At 70.6% G+C, this 16,394-nt stretch carries 13 protein-coding genes; 12 read left to right on the top strand and 1 reads right to left on the bottom strand.

Features of this window, described 5'->3' with window-relative positions; genetic code table 11:
- Position 1 precedes the first annotated feature (1 nt).
- Positions 2–655 carry a CoA transferase subunit B gene (locus tag IM770_RS03675; RefSeq protein ID WP_203579732.1) on the top strand — a complete coding sequence of 218 codons (654 nt, stop codon included), beginning with the start codon at positions 2–4 and terminating at the stop codon, positions 653–655.
- Positions 652–1,839, top strand: a complete 1,188-nt coding sequence (locus IM770_RS03670; RefSeq protein ID WP_203579731.1) for an acetyl-CoA C-acetyltransferase — start codon at positions 652–654, stop codon at positions 1,837–1,839. Before IM770_RS03675 ends, IM770_RS03670 begins: the two co-directional genes overlap by 4 nt.
- 87 nt (positions 1,840–1,926) lie before the next feature.
- On the opposite strand, the gene IM770_RS03665 is transcribed toward IM770_RS03670, so the two are convergent.
- Entirely contained in the window at positions 1,927–2,193 is a 267-nt protein-coding gene (locus IM770_RS03665) for a hypothetical protein (RefSeq protein WP_203579730.1), read from the bottom strand.
- A 134-nt stretch (positions 2,194–2,327) separates the two neighbouring features.
- On the opposite strand from IM770_RS03665, the gene IM770_RS03660 reads away from it, so the two are divergent.
- The 10 genes from IM770_RS03660 (at position 2,328) to IM770_RS03615 (ending at position 16,385) form a co-directional block, all read left to right on the top strand.
- A complete protein-coding gene (locus tag IM770_RS03660; protein WP_203579729.1) occupies positions 2,328–3,776 on the top strand; it encodes an alpha,alpha-trehalose-phosphate synthase (UDP-forming) in 1,449 nt (482 codons plus the stop codon).
- The gene (otsB, locus tag IM770_RS03655; protein ID WP_307785363.1) at positions 3,773–4,567 is read left to right on the top strand and encodes a trehalose-phosphatase; all 795 of its coding nucleotides are present in this window, start codon (positions 3,773–3,775) and stop codon (positions 4,565–4,567) included. The genes IM770_RS03660 and otsB overlap by 4 nt, the downstream gene beginning before the upstream one ends.
- A gap of 62 nt (positions 4,568–4,629) precedes the next feature.
- On the top strand, positions 4,630–6,348 hold the full coding sequence (gene ilvD / locus IM770_RS03650; protein WP_203579727.1) for a dihydroxy-acid dehydratase: 1,719 nt from the start codon (positions 4,630–4,632) through the stop codon (positions 6,346–6,348).
- A gap of 45 nt (positions 6,349–6,393) precedes the next feature.
- Positions 6,394–8,199 carry an acetolactate synthase large subunit gene (locus IM770_RS03645; RefSeq protein WP_203579726.1) on the top strand — a complete coding sequence of 602 codons (1,806 nt, stop codon included), beginning with the start codon at positions 6,394–6,396 and terminating at the stop codon, positions 8,197–8,199.
- 4 nt (positions 8,200–8,203) lie between these two features.
- The gene (ilvN, locus tag IM770_RS03640; protein WP_203579725.1) at positions 8,204–8,713 is read left to right on the top strand and encodes an acetolactate synthase small subunit; all 510 of its coding nucleotides are present in this window, start codon (positions 8,204–8,206) and stop codon (positions 8,711–8,713) included.
- A complete protein-coding gene (gene ilvC / locus IM770_RS03635) occupies positions 8,714–9,844 on the top strand; it encodes a ketol-acid reductoisomerase (RefSeq protein WP_372430634.1) in 1,131 nt (376 codons plus the stop codon).
- A 134-nt stretch (positions 9,845–9,978) separates the two neighbouring features.
- On the top strand, positions 9,979–11,814 hold the full coding sequence (locus tag IM770_RS03630; RefSeq protein WP_239065618.1) for a 5'-nucleotidase C-terminal domain-containing protein: 1,836 nt from the start codon (positions 9,979–9,981) through the stop codon (positions 11,812–11,814).
- A 128-nt stretch (positions 11,815–11,942) separates the two neighbouring features.
- Positions 11,943–12,149 carry a hypothetical protein gene (locus IM770_RS03625; protein WP_203579722.1) on the top strand — a complete coding sequence of 69 codons (207 nt, stop codon included), beginning with the start codon at positions 11,943–11,945 and terminating at the stop codon, positions 12,147–12,149.
- A gap of 80 nt (positions 12,150–12,229) precedes the next feature.
- Entirely contained in the window at positions 12,230–12,949 is a 720-nt protein-coding gene (locus IM770_RS03620) for a copper homeostasis protein CutC (protein WP_203579721.1), read from the top strand.
- Between the two features lie 79 nt (positions 12,950–13,028).
- Complete coding sequence (locus IM770_RS03615; protein ID WP_203579720.1) at positions 13,029–16,385, top strand: lamin tail domain-containing protein; 3,357 nt, start codon at positions 13,029–13,031, stop codon at positions 16,383–16,385.
- Positions 16,386–16,394 lie beyond the last annotated feature (9 nt).

Raw genomic sequence — 16,394 nt, 5'->3', positions numbered from 1 at the left:
CATGCCGCTCACCCGCAACGAGATGGCGGCGCGCGCCGCCCAGGAGCTCCCCGACGGCGCCTACGTCAACCTCGGCATCGGCCTGCCCACCCTCGTGCCGAATTTCGTGCCCGAAGGCGTCACCGTGGTGCTGCAGTCCGAGAACGGCATCCTCGGCGTCGGGCCGTATCCGACCGAGGAGCACGTCGACCCCGACCTCATCAACGCCGGCAAGGAGACCGTGACGACGCTGCCCGGCGCCGCCTTCTTCGACTCGGCGACGAGCTTCGGGATGATCCGGGGCGGCAAGATCGACGCCGCCATCCTCGGGGCGATGCAGGTGTCGGCGAGCGGCGATCTGGCGAACTGGATGATCCCCGGCAAGATGGTCAAGGGCCCGGGTGGCGCGATGGATCTCGTGCACGGAGCCGCGAAGGTGATCGTGCTGATGGAGCACGTCGCGAAGGACGGCTCGGCGAAGATCGTGAGCGAGTGCTCGCTGCCGCTCACCGGCCGTGGTGTCGTGGACCGCATCATCACCGACCTCGCGGTCATCGACGTGACGGATGCCGGACTCGTGCTGGTAGAGGTGGCCCCCGGTGTCACCGTGGACGAGGTGGTCGCGGCCACCGAGCCGGAGCTGACGGTCCCGGACGAACTCAAGGTGGAAGCATGAACAACAACGACGACATCGTCATCGTCGCCGCCGCGCGGACCCCGCAGGGGCGGCTGAAGGGCCAGCTGGCTCCGCTGACGGCGGTGCAGCTGGGCAGCGCCGCGATCAAGGGCGCGCTCGCGCAGGGCGGCATCCCCGCCGAGTCGGTGGACGCGGTGCTCGTGGGTCAGGTGCTGCCCGCCGGCAGCGGTCAGAACCCCGCGCGCCAGGCCGCCGTCGGCGCCGGCATCCCGTGGGACGTCCACTCCAGCTCGGTCAACAAGGTGTGCCTGTCGGGGCTGACGGCGATCATCGACGGGGCACGCATGATCAAGGTGGGCGACGCGACCGTCGTGGTCGCCGCCGGCATGGAGTCGATGACGCGGTCTCCGCACCTCATGATGGGGTCGCGCGACGGCTGGGCGTACGGCTCGATCGAGGTGCTCGACCACATGGCGTACGACGGTCTCACCGACGCCTACGACCGCGAGAGCATGGGCGCATCGACCGAGCGGCACAACGGCCGGCTCGAGATCACGCGCGAGGCGCAGGACGCCGTCGCCGCGCGCTCGCACCAGCGGGCCGCAGCCGCGCAGGCGGCCGGCGTGTTCGACGCCGAGATCGTGCCGGTCGAGATCCCCCAGCGGAAGGGCGACGCCGTCGTCGTGACCAAGGACGAGGGGGTGCGTCCCGACACCACCGTCGACACGCTCGCCGGTCTGCGCCCCGCCTTCGCCGAGGGCGGGTCGATCACCGCCGGCAACTCGTCGCAGATCTCGGACGGAGCGTCGGCCGTCGTGCTCACGAGCCGCTCGCACGCGGATGAGAACCGCTGGTCCGTGCTCGCGGTCGTGGGAGCGTCCGGTCAGGTGGCAGGTCCCGACAACTCTCTGCACTCGCAGCCCGCGCGCGCGATCGAGACGGCGCTCGCGAAGCAGGGGATCGCCGCCGATGACCTCGACATCGTGGAGATCAACGAGGCGTTCGGCGCGGTCGTGGCCCGCTCCCAGTCCGAGCTCGGGCTGTCGGACGACGTGGTCAACCCGCACGGCGGGGGCATCGCGATCGGCCACCCCATCGGCGCGTCCGGCAACCGGCTCGTCGTGCACGCGGTGCACGAGCTCGTGCGCCGCGGCGGCGGTACGGCCGCGGTCGCGCTCTGCGGGGGCGGCGGGCAGGGAGACGCGCTCATCCTGACCCGCTGACAGGCGGTCACCCGAGGTGTCGCGACGGGCCGCTTCCTCGCAGAGGACGCGGCGCGTTGTGGCACCTGGAGCGTGCGGGTGAGGCGATCAGTCCTCGATCTGCCGCTTGACGCGCTCCTTGCGGAGGGCGCGCTCGTTCCCGTGGACGGGGGAGTCCTTCGCGATCTCCTTGCCGCTGCCTGCGCGGCGCAGATCGACGATGGCGCCGACCACCAGGGCCACCGAGATGCCCCAGCTGATCCACGCCAGCACTTGGCGCCACGTGAACGGCTCCTTCTCACGGAGACCCCTCAGCAGCGTCAATCCCCCCGTGAAGGCGGTGAAGAGGCCGGTGCCGAAGAGGTACTTGCGCATGGGCCCACGTTAGCGCGGCAGGTGCGACGCATGCGCCCCTTGACATGGGTGCTCGTGCTCGTCAAGGCCGGACGGCCGGCGCGGGCTCGCTGTTAGCCTGAGCGTGCCGAGTCCACGAACCGTCTGGAGACCGCGTGACAGAGCCCGCCCCCACCGCAGATCTCGTCGTCGTCGCCAACCGGCTGCCCGTCGACCGGGTCCTCGACGACGACGGCGAACCGGGGTGGCGTCGCTCGCCGGGTGGACTGGTCACCGCGCTCGAGCCGGTGATGCGACGCGCCGACGGCGCGTGGGTCGGCTGGCCCGGTCAGCCCGACATCGATGTCGATCCCTTCGAATTCGAGGGGACGCACCTGGTGCCTGTCTCGCTGAGCGCCGACGAGGTGGAGAAGTACTACGAGGGCATGTCGAACGACACGTTCTGGCCGCTGTACCACGACGTGATCGCCGAGCCGCGGTACCGCCGCGTCTGGTGGGACACCTACGTACGGGTCAACCGACGGTTCGCCGAGGCGGCCGCGGCCGTCGCCGCCGAGGGCGGCACCGTCTGGGTGCAGGACTACCAGCTGCAACTCGTGCCGCAGATGCTCCGCGACGCGCGGCCCGACCTCACCATCGGGTACTTCCACCACATTCCCTTCCCGGCATACGGTCTCTACTCCCAGCTGCCCTGGCGGCGGCAGGTGCTCGAGGGGCTGCTCGGCGCCGACGTGATCGGATTCCAGCGGGTGGCGGATGCCGGCAACTTCGCCCGCGCGGTCCGGCGCCAGTTCCGCTACCAGACGAAGGCCACCGGCATCACGGTGCCGAACCCCGACGGAACGACGCGACGGGCCCTGGCCAAGGCGTTCCCGATCTCGATCGACGCGACGTCGTACATCGAGCTGGCTCGCCGGGACGACGTCCGGGCGCGCGCCCGCGAGATCCGCGAGAGCCTGGGCAACCCCAAGAAGATCCTGCTCGGCGTCGACCGTCTCGATTACACCAAAGGCATCCGCCACCGCATGAAGGCGTTCGGCGAGCTTCTCCAGGACGGCCGCATCTCGGTCGAGGACGTGACCCTCGTGCAGGTCGCCAGTCCCAGCCGCGAGCGCGTCGAGGCGTACATGCAGCTGCGCGACGAGATCGAGCTCACGGTCGGCCGCATCAACGGCGATTTCGACACCATGGACCACACCGCCATCCGGTACCTGCACCAGGCCTATCCGCGCGAGGAGATGGTGGCGCTCTTCCTCGCCGCCGACGTGATGCTCGTGACCGCGCTCCGCGACGGCATGAACCTCGTCGCCAAGGAGTACGTGGCATCCCGGATAGACAACAGGGGAGTCCTGGTGCTCAGCGAGTTCGCCGGCGCGGCCGACGAGCTGCCGAGCGCGATCCGCATCAACCCGCACGACATCGACGGCATGAAGGACTCGATCATGCGCGCGATCGAGATGCCCACCGCAGAGCAGGGGCGCCGCATGAGGGCGCTCCGCAAGAAGGTGATCGAGAGCGACGTCGCCCGATGGTCGCGCTCGTTCCTCGACGCGCTGGAAGAGGCGCGCCGGCTGCGCCGCAGCGAGGAGAAGGTGGACGCGTGAGCTCGACCCTCACCGACGCGGCGCGCGACGCGATCGCCCGGCTCGCGGCATCCGATCTCCTTCTCGTCGCCCTGGACTTCGACGGAACGCTGTCGCCCCTCGCCGACGAGCCGATGAGCGCGAGGATGCTCCCCGCGGCACGCGAGGCGGTCGATGCGCTGGTCGCCGCGCCCGACACCGTCGTGGCCTTCGTGTCGGGTCGCAGCCTCGTCGATCTGCGCGTGATCGCCGAGCACGACGACGCCTCGCGGGTGCTGCTCGCCGGATCCCACGGCGCAGAGTTCTGGTCGCCGGGGGAGGGGATCGTCAGCCACGGCGAAGACGATGCCGACGTCGCGCTGCGCGACGCGCTGCGCACCCACGCCGAGCAGCAGACCGCCGGCCTCGACGGCGTGTGGATCGAGCCGAAGACGTTCGGCTTCGGGGTCCACACCCGTCGTGCGACGCCCGAGGTGGCGGCCGAGGCGAACCGGCTCGTCGACGACCTCGTCGCGGCCGAGGCACCACAGTGGCGGCGGCGCACGGGGCACAACATCGTCGAGTTCGCGTTCCGCCACGAAGGCAAGGACTCCGCCATCGCCGAGCTGCGGGAGCGCCTCGGCGCCGATGCGGTGCTCTTCGCCGGCGACGACGTCACCGATGAGGACGCCTTGGCCAGCCTCGGCCCGGACGACGTCGGTGTGCGCGTCGGCGCGGGCGAGACGGCCGCGAGCGTGCGCGTGCCCGACATCGCGGCGCTCGCGGAGCTGCTCCAGCAGCTCGCGGCGGAGCGCACCCGACGACGCGGCTGACGCGGCGTCGCGGGCTCGTCACTCGGGCCGGGGCGCCGTTCCCACGGGAATACACTGAGTCAATGGCCCAGCCCGATTCGCCCGCTGACAACTCCATCGACATCAAGCCCCGCAGTCGCGTCGTCACCGACGGCATCGAGGCCACGACCTCCCGCGGCATGCTCCGCGCCGTCGGCATGGGCGACGCGGACTGGGACAAGCCGCAGATCGGCATCGCGTCGAGCTGGAACGAGATCACGCCCTGCAACCTGAGCCTGGACAGGCTCGCCCAGGGCGCGAAGGAGGGCGTGCACGCGGGTGGCGGCTATCCGCTGCAGTTCGGCACGATCTCGGTGTCGGACGGCATCTCGATGGGCCACGAGGGCATGCACTTCTCGCTCGTCTCGCGCGAGGTCATCGCCGACTCGGTCGAGACGGTGATCATGGCAGAGCGCCTGGACGGCTCGGTGCTGCTCGCGGGCTGCGACAAGTCCATCCCCGGCATGCTGATGGCCTCGGCCCGCCTCGACCTCTCCAGCGTCTTCCTCTACGCCGGCTCGATCGCGCCCGGCTGGGTCAAGCTCTCGGACGGCACCGAGAAGGACGTCACGATCATCGACTCGTTCGAGGCCGTGGGCGCGTGTCTCGCGGGCAAGATGAGCGAGGCCGACCTCAAGCGCATCGAGTGCGCGATCGCCCCCGGTGAGGGCGCTTGCGGCGGCATGTACACCGCCAACACGATGGCCTCCGTCGCCGAGGCCCTCGGCCTGAGCCTCCCCGGCTCGGCCGCACCTCCCTCGGCCGACCGTCGCCGCGACTACTTCGCGCACCGCTCGGGCGAGGCCGTCGTCAACCTGCTGCGCCAGGGCATCACCACGCGCGACATCCTCACCAAGGAGGCGTTCGAGAACGCGATCGCGCTGGCGATGGCCCTCGGCGGTTCCACCAACGTCGTGCTGCACCTCCTCGCGATCGCGCGAGAAGCGGATGTCGACCTCAGCCTGCACGACTTCAACCGCATCGGCGACAAGGTGCCGCACGTGGCCGACATGAAGCCGTTCGGCAAGTACGTCATGAACGACGTCGACCGTCACGGCGGCATCCCCGTCATCATGAAGGCGATGCTCGACGAGGGCCTGCTCCACGGCGACGCGCTCACCGTGACCGGCAAGACGCTCGCCGAGAACCTGGCCGAGCTCGACCCCGACCCGATCGACGGCACGGTCATCCACACCTTCGACAACCCGATCCACGCGACCGGCGGCATCACGATCCTGCACGGTTCGATGGCGCCGGAGGGCGCCGTCGTGAAGACCGCCGGTTTCGACGCGGCCGTCTTCGAGGGCCCGGCCCGCGTGTTCGAGCGCGAGCGCTCCGCGATGGACGCGCTCGAGGCCGGCGAGATCGCCGCGGGCGACGTCGTCGTGATCCGCTACGAGGGCCCCAAGGGTGGCCCCGGCATGCGCGAGATGCTGGCCATCACCGCCGCCATCAAGGGCGCGGGGCTCGGAAAAGATGTACTACTCTTGACGGACGGACGATTCTCAGGCGGCACAACCGGCCTGTGCATCGGCCACATAGCACCCGAGGCGGTGGACGCAGGTCCCATCGCATTCGTGCGCGATGGTGATCTGATACGGGTCGATATCGCGGCTCGCACTCTCGACCTACTCGTCGACGAGGCTGAGCTTGACTCCCGCCGCTCTGGCTGGGAGCCGCTTCCCCCGCGCTATACCCGTGGCGTCCTTGCCAAGTACTCCCGACTCGTGCGCTCCGCTGCAGAGGGCGCGACGACCGGTTGAGCCTGGCTTCCGACATCCCTCCGACCCACTGCTGAGGAAATCACCATGTCAGCCGATACCGCCGCGGCCGTTCCCCGGCCGCCAGCCCGCACCGCCTCGACGCCCGTGCTCACGGGCGCGGAAGCGGTCGTCCGCTCGCTCGATCTGCTGGGGGTGACCGACGTCTTCGGGCTTCCCGGCGGCGCGATCATGCCCGTCTACGACCCGCTCATGGACGACGAGTCCGTCCGCCACATCCTCGTGCGTCACGAGCAGGGTGCCGGGCACGCCGCCGAAGGCTACGCCGCGGCATCGGGCCGCGTCGGCGTGGCCCTGGCCACCTCGGGCCCGGGTGCGACGAACCTCGTCACCGCGATCGCCGACGCCTACATGGACTCGGTGCCGATCGTGTGCATCACCGGTCAGGTCTTCTCAACGCTGATGGGCACGGATGCCTTCCAAGAGGCCGACATCGTGGGCATCACGATGCCGATCACCAAGCACTCCTTCCTGGTCAAGCGCGCCGAGGACATCCCGGGTGCGATCGCGGCCGCCTTCGAGATCGCCTCGACCGGCCGCCCCGGACCGGTGCTCGTCGACATCACGAAGGACGCGCAGCAGGCGGAGGCGCCGTTCGTGTGGCCGCCGAAGATCGACCTCCCGGGCTACCGTCCGGTGACCAAGGCGCATGGCAAGCAGATCCAGGCCGCGGCGCAGCTCATCGCCGAGGCCAAGAAGCCGGTGCTCTATGTCGGCGGCGGCGTCGTGCGTGCGCGTGCGTCGGACGAGCTGCGCGCCCTCGCGGAATCCACCGGCGCACCGGTCGTCACGACGCTGATGGCGCGCGGCGCGTTCCCCGACTCGCACCAGCAGCACCTGGGCATGCCGGGCATGCACGGCACGGTGCCCGCGGTGCTCGCGCTGCAGGAGTCCGACCTGATCGTCGCGCTGGGCGCGCGGTTCGACGACCGCGTCACCGGCAAGGCGGCCCTCTTCGCGCCGAACGCCAAGGTGGTGCACGTCGACATCGACCCCGCCGAGATCTCGAAGATCCGCACCGCCGACGTGCCGATCGTGGGCGACCTCAAGGACGTGCTGGTCGACCTCGACACGGCCTACCGTGCGACGAACCCGGCCGGCACGCTCGACATCGCCGAGTGGTGGTCGTTCCTCGACGGTCTGCGCGACGAGTTCCCGCTCGGCTACACGCAGCCGACCGACGGGCTCATGTCGCCCCAGTACGTGATCCAGCGCATCGGTGAGCTCACCGGGCCCGAAGGCGTGTACGCCGCCGGGGTCGGCCAGCACCAGATGTGGGCGGCCCAGTTCATCAAGTACGAGCGTCCGAACGCCTGGCTGAACTCGGGCGGCGCGGGGACCATGGGCTACTCGGTGCCCGCGGCCATGGGTGCCAAGGTGGCCGAGCCCGACCGTGTCGTGTGGGCGATCGACGGCGACGGCTGCTTCCAGATGACCAATCAGGAGCTCGCGACCTGCGCGATCAACAACATCCCGATCAAGGTCGCGATCATCAACAACTCGTCGCTGGGCATGGTGCGCCAGTGGCAGACCCTCTTCTACGACGGCCGCCACTCGAACACCGACCTCAACACCGGGCACGGCACCGTCCGCATCCCCGACTTCGTGAAGCTGTCGGAGGCATACGGCTGCCTCGCGATCCGCGTCGAGAAGGAGGAGGACGTGGATGCCGCGATCAAGACGGCGCTCGCGACCAACGACCGCCCGGTGGTCATCGACTTCGTCGTGAGCGCCGACGCGATGGTGTGGCCGATGGTGCCCCAGGGCGTCAGCAACAGCTACGTCCAGTACGCGCGGGACCACTCGCCCGCCTTCGCCGAGCAGGAGGACTGACCCCATGCCGAGTCACGTGCTGAGCCTCCTGGTGGAGGACAAGCCCGGTCTGCTGACCCGCGTCGCCGGCCTGTTCGCGCGCCGCGGGTTCAACATCGAGTCGCTCGCCGTGGGCGTGACCGAGGTTCCCGGTCTGTCGCGCATCACCGTCGTGGTCGACGTCGACGAGCTGCCCCTCGAGCAGGTCACCAAGCAGCTGAACAAGCTCATCAACGTCATCAAGATCGTCGAGCTCGACCCCGCGGCATCCGTGCAGCGCGAGCACATGCTGATCAAGGTGCGCGCCGACAATCAGAACCGCTCCAACGTGCTCGAGGTCGTCAGCCTCTTCCGCGCGCAGATCGTCGACTACGCGCCGGATGCGCTCGTGGTGGAGGTCACCGGCGACAAGGGCAAGGTCGAGGCCTTCCTGCGCGCGCTGGAGCCGTTCGGCATCAAGGAGCTGGCGCAGTCCGGCCTCGTCGCCATCGGCCGCGGCGGCAAGAGCATCACCGAGCGCGTGCTGCGCGGCTGAATCCAGACCACGGTCGCTGAGCCTGTCGAAGCGTCCGCCACCCACAGACGGCCCTTCGACAGGCTCAGGGACCGCAAGACCACTACATCAAGGAGAAACACGAAGATGGCTGAGATCTTCTACGACGCCGATGCCGACCTGAGCATCATCCAAGGCAAGAAGGTGGCGATCGTGGGCTACGGCTCGCAGGGCCACGCCCACGCCCAGAACCTCCGCGACTCGGGTGTCGAGGTCGTCATCGCGCTCAAGGACGGCTCGAAGTCGACCGAGAAGGCGCAGGACGAGGGCTTCGAGGTCAAGTCGGTCGCCGACGCGGCCGAGTGGGCCGACCTCATCATGATCCTCGCGCCCGACCAGCACCAGCGCTCGATCTACAACGAGAGCATCAAGGACAAGCTGACCCCGGGCAAGACGCTCGCCTTCGCGCACGGCTTCAACATCCGCTTCGGCTACATCGAGGCGCCCGAGGGCGTCGACGTCATCCTCGTCGCCCCGAAGGCGCCCGGCCACACCGTGCGTCGCGAGTACGTCGCGGGTCGCGGCATCCCCGACATCATCGCCGTGGAGCGGGATGCCTCGGGCAACGCGTGGGCGACCGCGCTCTCGTACGCGAAGGCCATCGGCGGCACCCGTGCCGGCGTCATCAAGACGACGTTCACCGAGGAGACCGAGACCGACCTGTTCGGCGAGCAGGCCGTCCTGTGCGGCGGCGTCTCGCAGCTCGTGCAGTACGGCTTCGAGACCCTGACCGAGGCGGGCTACCAGCCGCAGATCGCCTACTTCGAGGTGCTGCACGAGCTCAAGCTCATCGTCGACCTCATGTGGGAGGGCGGCATCGCCAAGCAGCGCTGGTCGGTCTCCGACACCGCCGAGTACGGCGACTACGTCTCGGGCCCGCGCGTCATCGACCCGCGCGTCAAGGAGAACATGCAGGCGGTCCTGGCCGACATCCAGTCGGGCGCGTTCGCCAAGCGCTTCATCGACGACCAGGACAACGGCGCCGTCGAGTTCCTCGAGCTCCGCGAGAAGGCGGCCGCCCACCCGATCGAGTCGGTGGGCAAGGACCTGCGCTCGCTCTTCGCGTGGAAGCAGCAGGACGCGGACTACGTCGAGGGCTCGGCTGCGCGCTGATCCCATCTCGTGGCTCGGAGGCCCGGCACCCACCTCGTGGTGCCGGGCCTTTCGCGTAGCTGAGAGATTCCTCATCGAGTGGCTCTTGTCGGCGCCGCCGCGCGCGTGATGTGATCCTCGCCATGGGAGAACACATGCCTGAACGCGCGCCGGAATCCGACCTCGAACCCCTGGGCGACAACCCGGCCCGATCCGGTCTCAGCCGACGCAATTTCCTCGTGGGCGTCTCCGCGGCGAGCGTGCTCGCCGCGGCCGGATGGTCGCAGACCCCGAAGGCGGTGGCCGCGCCCGGCGGGCGCTCGGTCACGATCACCGTCATGGGGACGTCCGACATCCACGCCAACGCGCTCAACTGGGATTACTACAAGGACGCCGCCTACAGCGACAGCGCCGGCAACACGATCGGCCTCGCGCGGGTGTCGAGTGTCGTGAACCAGATCCGCGCTGACCGCGGCCGCGATCGCACCCTGCTGTTCGACGCGGGCGACACCATCCAGGGTTCTCCGCTCGGCTTCTACTACGCGACGGTCGATCCCGTCGACGAGTCGGGAGCGGTGCATCCCATCGCGGCGCAGTTCAATGCGATCGGCTACGACGCCGTCGCCCTCGGCAACCACGAGTTCAACTACGGTCTCGACTTCCTCGACTACTGGATCGGGCAGCTGGATGCCCCAGCCCTGGCGGCGAACGCCGTGCACGCGGGTACGACCGAGCCGGCGTACCGGCCGTACATCGTCAAGAAGATGAAGGTGCCGGGCTACAAGCCGATCCGTGTCGGCGTGCTCGGTCTCACGAACCCCGGCGTGGTGATCTGGGACAAGGCGAACGTGAGCGGGCGCGTGGACGTGCTCGACGTGGTCGAGACCGCCGCGCGGTGGGTGCCGGTGATGCGCGGCGAGGGGGTCGACGTGGTCGTCGTCAGCGTGCACGCCGGTGACAGCGGACTGTCGTCGTACGGCAGTGACATCCCCGTCGAGAACGCGTCGGCGATGCTGGCCGAGCAGGTGCCGGGCATCGACGCCATCCTGTTCGGCCATGCGCACAACGACGTGCCGAAGCGCCTCGTGACGAACCCCGACACCGGCAAGCAGGTCATCATGAGCGAGCCCGGGCGCTGGGGGCAGCGGGTCAGCGTCTTCGACCTCACGCTCATGATGGAGCGCGGGCAGTGGCATGTCGAGGCCGCCGAGTCGTACACGGTGAACACCAAGACGGTCGCAGAGGATCCTGCGCTCGTGCAGGTCGTGCAGGCGCAGCACGATGCCGTGGTCGCCTATGTGAACACGCCGGTGGCGACCTCGACCGAGGAGCTGTCCGCGGCCGAGTCGTGCTGGAAGGACACCGCGATCCTGGATTACATCCACCACGTCCAGATCGACACGGTCTCGAAGGCGATCGCGGGCACGCCCGAGGCATCCCTCCCGATCATCTCGCTCGCAGCCCCGTTCAACCGTGCGGCGACCTTCCCTGCCGGCGAGGTCACGATCAAGGACGTGGCGGGGCTCTACATCTACGACAACACCCTCCTCGGGTCGGTGCTCACGGGCGCGCAGATCAAGGACTACCTGGAGTACTCGGCCAAGTACTTCCTCACCGTGGCGCCGGGCGCGCCGGTGGCCCCCGCCACCTGGACGAACGCCGCCGGCACGCCCGACTACAACTTCGATCAGTTCTCGGGCGTGACGTACGACATCGACATCTCGCAGGTCACGGGCTCGCGGATCGCGAATCTCGCCTTCGACGGCACGCCGGTCGCGGCCGACCAGCGGTTCGTCGTCGCCGTGAACAACTACCGGCAGTCCGGCGGCGGTGGATTCCCGCACGTCGCCGCAGCCCCGGTCGTCTACAACGCCCAGGTGGCGATCCGCGAGGCGATCGTCGCGTACGCGTCGGCCACCGGCGTCATCGATCCGGCGGACTTCCATGTCGTGAACTGGAGGCTGGTCCGCGCCGGCGTGCCCGTGTTCTGACCCGGGCAGCGCGCGCATCGTGGGCGATGAGCGGCTGTGATCGCGGCCGGGGCGTATCACCAGGGTCCGGCCGCGACTCACAGCACTCATACCTCGCCAACCGGCGAGCACCACGAAAGGAAACGGCCATGGACGGGTACAGCCTGACCTTCACGGCCGACCGGCTCGATCGCGAGCGGGCGGCCGCCCTGAATCGCGAGAACGAGATTCTTCGCAGCATCGCCGATCGCGGCGTCACCATCGGCCCTGAGAGCCCGACGGCCCACGTCGGCGCGCGGGTGGGCGTCTGGATCCGCGACCTTTTCGCGGGACCGCGTCCCGTGCGATTCGCCTGAATCCGTAGAGACCCGCCGCCCGGAGCGCGGCGGGTCTCACCATGTCTGCGGGCCTGCTCCGGCCCGGCTAGGCTCGCGGCATGTCAGCTGCGCGTCCCGTCGAGATCGCCGTCCAAGACCCCGCCGGCGCACGGGCGGCCATGCAGGCGGGCGCCGCCCGACTCGAACTCTGCCAAGCTCTCGAGCTCGGCGGGATCACGCCCTCTCTCGGTCTGCTCGAGGCCGTCCTCGCGGCGGTCCCCCCTGCCGCGGTGAATGTGCTGGTGCGCCCGCGCGGCGGGGGATTCGTGTACAGCGAGGAGGAGGTCGCGGTCGTCGCCGCCGACATCCGCGCCTGTGTCGATCGCGGCGCGGGCGGCGTGGTGGTGGGCGCGCTGACCGCGTCGGGCGACCTCGATGTCGAGGCATTGCGGAGATGGCGGGATGCCGCGGGCTCGGCGACGCTCGTGTTCCACCGTGCCGTCGACGCCGCGGCCGACCCGTCCGCGGTGTTCGACGCGCTCGTGGCGGAGGGCGTCGACCGCGTCCTCACGTCGGGCGGTGCCGCTCGATCCATCGACGGGCTCGACGCCCTCGCGCGCTTCGCCGCCCGCTCCGGCGCGGTGGAGGTGATGGCGGGTGGGGGTGTGCAGCCGGCCGACATCCCGGCGCTCTTCGCCGCGGGCGTGAATGCGGTCCACCTGTCGGCCCGAGGTCGCGACGGGTTCGACGCACCGGCCGGGCCCGGTGGCGGTTCCGCCGGACACGATGTGACCGACGCGACCATCGTCGCCGAGGCCGTCGCTGCGGCGGCGCGCTGAACCGACCGTCTCGACGACGTACACCGACTGATCGCCCGGCCGCCCGCGCGGGTTCACCTCGGCGGGCCACGGTCGAGGCGTGCACGCCACGTACCGTGTGACCACATTCCTCGCCGCATCCGTGATCCTCGTGGGGGTGGCGGCGGCGCTCGGCGGCTCAGGCGGCGCCGCTGCCGCGCCGGTCGCGTCGCGCGCCGGATCGCCCGCGGTCGCGTCCGCCGCCGGAGCGCCCGCGGGCGCGTCGCCCGCCGCACCGCACGCCGGCGCGTCGCCCGCCGCACCGGTGGCCGCAGAGCGCATGCCGGCGAGGTCAGGCGCCGTCCGGCTGACGGAGGTCGCCCCCGCCCGAGCGTCGGGGCGCTCTGAGGGCTTCTTCGAGCTCATGAACCCCGGCGAGCATCCGGTCGAGCTCAGCGGCTACGCGGTGTACCGCTGCGATGACGAGGGACTGCGGGCGCGCCCGACCGACCCCGAGGCCGATCTGCGCGGCGTCGCCCTGGCGCCGGGAGAGCGGCGGGCCTTCGCCACGGCACGGCTGTCGGAGCGCGGGTACGGCCTGGTCGTCGTCGACCCCGAGGGTTCGGTCGTCGACGCGGTCGCCGTGTTCCCCGACGATCCCGCCCCGATGATGTCGGAGTGCGGCGGGCGCGCCGAGCTGCCGGTGACCACCGCCGCGGCGCTCGATGAGAGCTGGCAGCGACTCGAACTCGGGAGCGGCGCCGATGACCGGTGGCTGCGGGCCACCGCGACGCCGGGAGCGTCGAACGGGCTGCCTCGTCCGGCGACGTCCGGCGTGAGGATCGACGAGATCGCCGCGGCGGGTCCCGGCGGCCACGGCGACGACTTCGTCGAGCTGAGGAACACCGCTACCACCGCCGTGGCGCTCACCGGCTGGCGGCTCTACCGCTGCACGGCGAGCGGCGCCGCACCGACCGAGGCACTGCAGCACGTGTTCGGTGCCGGTGCCGCACTCGCACCGGGGGAGCGCCTCGTCATCGGCGGCCCGGACTTCGAGGGCGCCGCCTCCGTGCGTACCGCCACCTCTCTGGCGGACAGCGTCTCGGGTGCGCTCCTCGTGACATCAGACGGGCGGCGGGTCGACGGCGTGGGCGTGTCGTCCCACGAAGACACGGCCTGCCAGACCGGTCGCGACAAGCTGCCCTCCGCGCTGGACTACCGCACCGGCGAGAGCTGGCAGCGGCAGCCCGACGGCGGCTTCTCGATCGCGACCCGCACTCCCGGCGACGAGAACGCGGCGCCGGCCGCGGGCGCGGCATCCGTCTCCGCCTTCTCGTACCGCGACGGACCGGGTGTCGTCGTCAGCGAACTCGCCAACGATCCGGTGATCGAAGGGATGCCGCGCCGCAACTTCGTCGAGCTGGCGAATGTCGGCGACGTCGAGGTCGACCTGTCGGGCTGGACGCTCGTCGCGTGCGGAGTGGACGGGTTCCGCCGCGTCGAAGACCTCGCGGTGATCGCGCCGCGCACCGTGCTCGCCCCCGACGAGACGTGGACGGCAGCGCTGGCCGGCACTCCGCTCGCCGGCGCGGCGGACGCGCGCTTCGAAGTCGCGCTCGCGCTCGAGGGTGCGGGGGTCTGGCTCGAAGACGCGGAGGGACGCCGCGTCGACAGCGTGGGCGTCTACCACCGCAATGAGATGGACGCCAGCATCGACCGCGACAGTCCGTGCACGAAGGGCATGCCGCTGTCGACGTTCGCGGTGGACCGGCTGCGCGGCGAGACGCTCCAGCGCACCGGCTTCACGGGAGATGATGCGACCGACTTCGTGCCCGCCGCCGCGACCCCGGGGGTGCGCGCCTGGCCGCGGTCGCCCTCGACCGATGACCTGGTGACGAGAGCGCTCGACCTCGCCCGCGCGAGCGCCGCCGACGACGCCGTCGGCACACCCGCCGCGTCGGGAGTGCAGACCGCCCCTGTGAAGCAGGGCACTCCCGTGGAAGTCGTGGAAGCCTTCGCCGGGTCGTCGCCGGCGCCGCTCGAGGCACTCGACGCGCCTGAGGAGCGGGCTGTCTCCACCGCCGAGCCGGCCGCCCGCGACGACGCCTACGGCCTGCCGTACGTGCGCCTGCGCGTGGCGGTTCCGCCCGACGGCAGCGCCCTGACCTGGCAGGGACGCACGGTGGGTCGCGCGCTGCTGAGGCTCTCGGTGTGGACGCCGTCGTCCGTCGCGGCCGCAGGCGCTTGGCGGACGCTCGACGAGGCCGCGGGCGGCGCGACGGCGGCGGATGCCGCGGCCGACGCGCGCGTGACGCTCGAGGGATCCGTGCGACCCGTCGAGGTCGTCTCGGGCGTCGCCGAGCTGCTGGTGCAGGTCGTGCCCGGCGACACCGCGGTCTCGGAGCCCGACGGGATAGCCGACGCCGCAGACTACGACCTCGCCATCGGGCACGTCACCGACACGCAGTACTACTCGGAGGCGTATCCGGAGGTCTACGCGGCTCAGGTGGCCTGGCTCGCCGAGAACGCGGATGCCCGCAAGCTCGCCTTCGTGACGCACACCGGCGACCTCATCCAGAACTGGGTCGATCCCGCGCAGCCCGAGGACCGTGCGCGTCGCGAGTACGCGCTCGCCTCTCGCATGCAGGCGGTGCTCGACGCGAAGGGCATCGCCAACAGCGTGCTGCCCGGCAACCACGACAACAAGCGCGGTGTCAGCAACGCATTGTTCAACGACTACTTCGGCCCCGCGCGGTACCGCGACCAGCCCTGGTACGGCGGGTCCCTCACGCCCGACGACAACAGTGCGAACTGGTCGGCCTTCGAGGCCGGGGGAGCCCGCTTCGTCATGATCTCGCTGCCGTACGCCTACGGCGAGCGCGAGATCTCGTGGGCGGAGGCGGTCGTCGCGGCGCACCCGCGGGCGAACATCGCGATCTCCACGCACGAGCACCTCACCCCGGCGACCGGCGGCGTCGGCGCCGAGCGCTCCACCACGTCGCGCTGGGTCTCGCACGGCGACCTGCTGTGGGAGCGGGTGGTCGCGCCGAACCGGAACGTCGTGCTCGTCCTCTCGGGACACTTCCACGGGGTGGGCGCGATCGTGACCGAGAACGCCGGCGGCATCCCCGGTCACACGGTGGTGGAGGCGCTCGGCGACTATCAGGAGTTCCGCACGCCGACGGGGGAGCGCGCCACGGGCTTCCAGCGGCTGCTGCAGATCGACCTCGCCGCCGGCGTGCTCGCCGTCGACACCTTCTCGGTCCCGCTGTCGGCCACCGCGAGCCACCCGTACGACTACGTTCAGTTCCTGCCCGACGACGGCAATGCCGCCACGCCGTCGAACGAGCGCCCCTGGCGCATCCTCGCCCAGGGCCTGCAGGGGCGGTACACCGCGGGCGACGACGCCTTCTCGGTGCCGCTCTCGCTCCAGCACGCGAAGGCGGTGGAGACGGATGCCGTCACCTCGGCACCGTGAGGTATCACG

The sequence above is a fragment of the Microbacterium hibisci genome, from assembly GCF_015278255.1.
In the GTDB taxonomy this organism is placed as follows: Bacteria; Actinomycetota; Actinomycetes; order Actinomycetales; family Microbacteriaceae; genus Microbacterium; species Microbacterium hibisci.
The sequence above is the reverse complement of the archived record's forward strand: the minus strand, read 5'-3'. Positions and strand labels throughout refer to the sequence as shown.

Bases quoted from the DNA above. Each gene is read 5' to 3' on its own strand.
- IM770_RS03625 (WP_203579722.1), top strand. From the start codon at position 11,943: ATGGACGGGTACAGCCTGACCTTCACGGCCGACCGGCTCGATCGCGAG.
- IM770_RS03675 (WP_203579732.1), top strand. From the start codon at position 2: ATGCCGCTCACCCGCAACGAGATGGCGGCGCGCGCCGCCCAGGAGCTC.
- IM770_RS03670 (WP_203579731.1), top strand. From the start codon at position 652: ATGAACAACAACGACGACATCGTCATCGTCGCCGCCGCGCGGACCCCG.
- IM770_RS03630 (WP_239065618.1), top strand. From the start codon at position 9,979: ATGCCTGAACGCGCGCCGGAATCCGACCTCGAACCCCTGGGCGACAAC.
- IM770_RS03665 (WP_203579730.1), bottom strand. From the start codon at position 2,193: ATGCGCAAGTACCTCTTCGGCACCGGCCTCTTCACCGCCTTCACGGGG.
- IM770_RS03645 (WP_203579726.1), top strand. From the start codon at position 6,394: ATGTCAGCCGATACCGCCGCGGCCGTTCCCCGGCCGCCAGCCCGCACC.
- IM770_RS03620 (WP_203579721.1), top strand. From the start codon at position 12,230: ATGTCAGCTGCGCGTCCCGTCGAGATCGCCGTCCAAGACCCCGCCGGC.
- ilvD (WP_203579727.1), top strand. From the start codon at position 4,630: ATGGCCCAGCCCGATTCGCCCGCTGACAACTCCATCGACATCAAGCCC.
- ilvN (WP_203579725.1), top strand. From the start codon at position 8,204: ATGCCGAGTCACGTGCTGAGCCTCCTGGTGGAGGACAAGCCCGGTCTG.